Here is a 3,100-nt window from a genome sequence, read left to right on the forward strand (position 1 = left end):
TTGCTCTTTAACAATCCGGAACAAGCTGAAAATTGAAACGACGTGTTGGTTCATTTCTCCGTAATAAGAAATGAATAACAACATGTTCGAGTCTCTCAAATGCTTGCGATTCGCATGCGTTGCAAAACGCCTGTGGGTTGTGAGGTTAAGCGACTAAGCGTACACGGTGGATGCCCTGGCAGTCAGAGGCGATGAAGGACGTGCTAATCTGCGTAAAGCGTCGGTAAGGTGATATGAACCGCTACAGCCGACGATGTCCGAATGGGGAAACCCGGTGCACTCAGTGCATCATCGCAACATGAATACATAGTGTTGCGAGGCGAACCTGGGGAACTGAAACATCTAAGTACCCAGAGGAAAAGAAATCAACCGAGATTCCCCCAGTAGCGGCGAGCGAACGGGGAACAGCCCAGAACCTGAATCAGTTTGTGCATTAGTGGAAGCGTCTGGAAAGTCGCAGGGTACAGGGTGATACTCCCGTACACAAAAATGCACATATTGTGAGTTCGAAGAGTAGGGCGGGACACGTGGTATCCTGTCTGAATATGGGGGGACCATCCTCCAAGGCTAAATACTCCTGACTGACCGATAGTGAACCAGTACCGTGAGGGAAAGGCGAAAAGAACCCCGGCGAGGGGAGTGAAACAGAACCTGAAACCGTGTACGTACAAGCAGTGGGAGCCTTGATTTATCAGGGTGACTGCGTACCTTTTGTATAATGGGTCAGCGACTTATATTCTGTAGCAAGGTTAACCGTATAGGGGAGCCGCAGGGAAACCGAGTCTTAACTGGGCGTTAAGTTGCAGGGTATAGACCCGAAACCCGGTGATCTAGCCATGGGCAGGTTGAAGGTTGGGTAACACTAACTGGAGGACCGAACCGACTAATGTTGAAAAATTAGCGGATGACTTGTGGCTGGGGGTGAAAGGCCAATCAAACCGGGAGATAGCTGGTTCTCCCCGAAAGCTATTTAGGTAGCGCCTCGTGAACTCATCTTCGGGGGTAGAGCACTGTTTCGGCTAGGGGGCCATCCCGGCTTACCAACCCGATGCAAACTGCGAATACCGAAGAATGTTATCACGGGAGACACACGGCGGGTGCTAACGTCCGTCGTGAAGAGGGAAACAACCCAGACCGCCAGCTAAGGTCCCAAAGTCATGGTTAAGTGGGAAACGATGTGGGAAGGCACAGACAGCCAGGATGTTGGCTTAGAAGCAGCCATCATTTAAAGAAAGCGTAATAGCTCACTGGTCGAGTCGGCCTGCGCGGAAGATGTAACGGGGCTAAACCATGCACCGAAGCTGCGGCAGCGACGCTTATGCGTTGTTGGGTAGGGGAGCGTTCTGTAAGCCGTTGAAGGTGAACTGTGAGGTTTGCTGGAGGTATCAGAAGTGCGAATGCTGACATAAGTAACGATAAAGCGGGTGAAAAGCCCGCTCGCCGGAAGACCAAGGGTTCCTGTTCAACGTTAATCGGAGCAGGGTGAGTCGACCCCTAAGGCGAGGCTGAAAAGCGTAGTCGATGGGAAGCAGGTTAATATTCCTGCACTTGGTGTTACTGCGAAGGGGGGACGGAGAAGGCTAGGTTATCCGGGCGACGGTTGTCCCGGTTTAAGCATGTAGGCGGAGAGTTTAGGTAAATCCGGACTCTTTTTAACGCTGAGGTGTGATGACGAGCCACTACGGTGGTGAAGTAACTGATGCCCTGCTTCCAGGAAAAGCCTCTAAGCTCCAGGTAACACGAAATCGTACCCCAAACCGACACAGGTGGTCAGGTAGAGAATACCAAGGCGCTTGAGAGAACTCGGGTGAAGGAACTAGGCAAAATGGTGCCGTAACTTCGGGAGAAGGCACGCTGGCGCGTAGGTGAAGGGACTTGCTCCCCGAGCTGAAGCCAGTCGAAGATACCAGCTGGCTGCAACTGTTTATTAAAAACACAGCACTGTGCAAACACGAAAGTGGACGTATACGGTGTGACGCCTGCCCGGTGCCGGAAGGTTAATTGATGGGGTTATCCGCAAGGAGAAGCTCTTGATCGAAGCCCCGGTAAACGGCGGCCGTAACTATAACGGTCCTAAGGTAGCGAAATTCCTTGTCGGGTAAGTTCCGACCTGCACGAATGGCGTAATGATGGCCAGGCTGTCTCCACCCGAGACTCAGTGAAATTGAAATCGCTGTGAAGATGCAGTGTACCCGCGGCAAGACGGAAAGACCCCGTGAACCTTTACTATAGCTTGACACTGAACATTGAGCCTTGATGTGTAGGATAGGTGGGAGGCTTTGAAGCGTGGACGCCAGTCTGCGTGGAGCCAACCTTGAAATACCACCCTTTAATGTTTGATGTTCTAACGTAGGCCCGTGATCCGGGCTGCGGACAGTGTCTGGTGGGTAGTTTGACTGGGGCGGTCTCCTCCCAAAGAGTAACGGAGGAGCACGAAGGTTGGCTAATCCTGGTCGGACATCAGGAGGTTAGTGCAATGGCATAAGCCAGCTTGACTGCGAGAGTGACGGCTCGAGCAGGTGCGAAAGCAGGTCATAGTGATCCGGTGGTTCTGAATGGAAGGGCCATCGCTCAACGGATAAAAGGTACTCCGGGGATAACAGGCTGATACCGCCCAAGAGTTCATATCGACGGCGGTGTTTGGCACCTCGATGTCGGCTCATCACATCCTGGGGCTGAAGTAGGTCCCAAGGGTACGGCTGTTCGCCGTTTAAAGTGGTACGCGAGCTGGGTTTAGAACGTCGTGAGACAGTTCGGTCCCTATCTGCCGTGGGCGCTGGAGAATTGAGGGGGGTTGCTCCTAGTACGAGAGGACCGGAGTGAACGCACCACTGGTGTTCGGGTTGTCATGCCAATGGCATTGCCCGGTAGCTAAGTGCGGAAAAGATAAGTGCTGAAAGCATCTAAGCACGAAACTTGCCCCGAGATGAGTTCTCCCTGACTCCTTGAGAGTCCTGAAGGGACGTTGAAGACTACGACGTTGATAGGCCGGATGTGTAAGTGCAGCGATGCATTGAGCTAACCGGTACTAATGACCCGTGAGGCTTAACCTTACAACGCCAGAGGCGTTTTTTGAGAGACGCAGAAGTCGATTTTCAGC

1 rRNA gene is annotated in these 3,100 nt (G+C 52.5%); it reads left to right on the forward strand.

The annotated features are described in order from the left end of the window. The first annotated feature begins 143 nt into the window (after positions 1-143). Positions 144-3,053, forward strand: a 23S ribosomal RNA gene (locus HA51_RS26740). Positions 3,054-3,100 lie beyond the last annotated feature (47 nt).

This window comes from Pantoea rwandensis (assembly GCF_002095475.1).
Classification (GTDB): Bacteria; Pseudomonadota; Gammaproteobacteria; order Enterobacterales; family Enterobacteriaceae; genus Pantoea; species Pantoea rwandensis.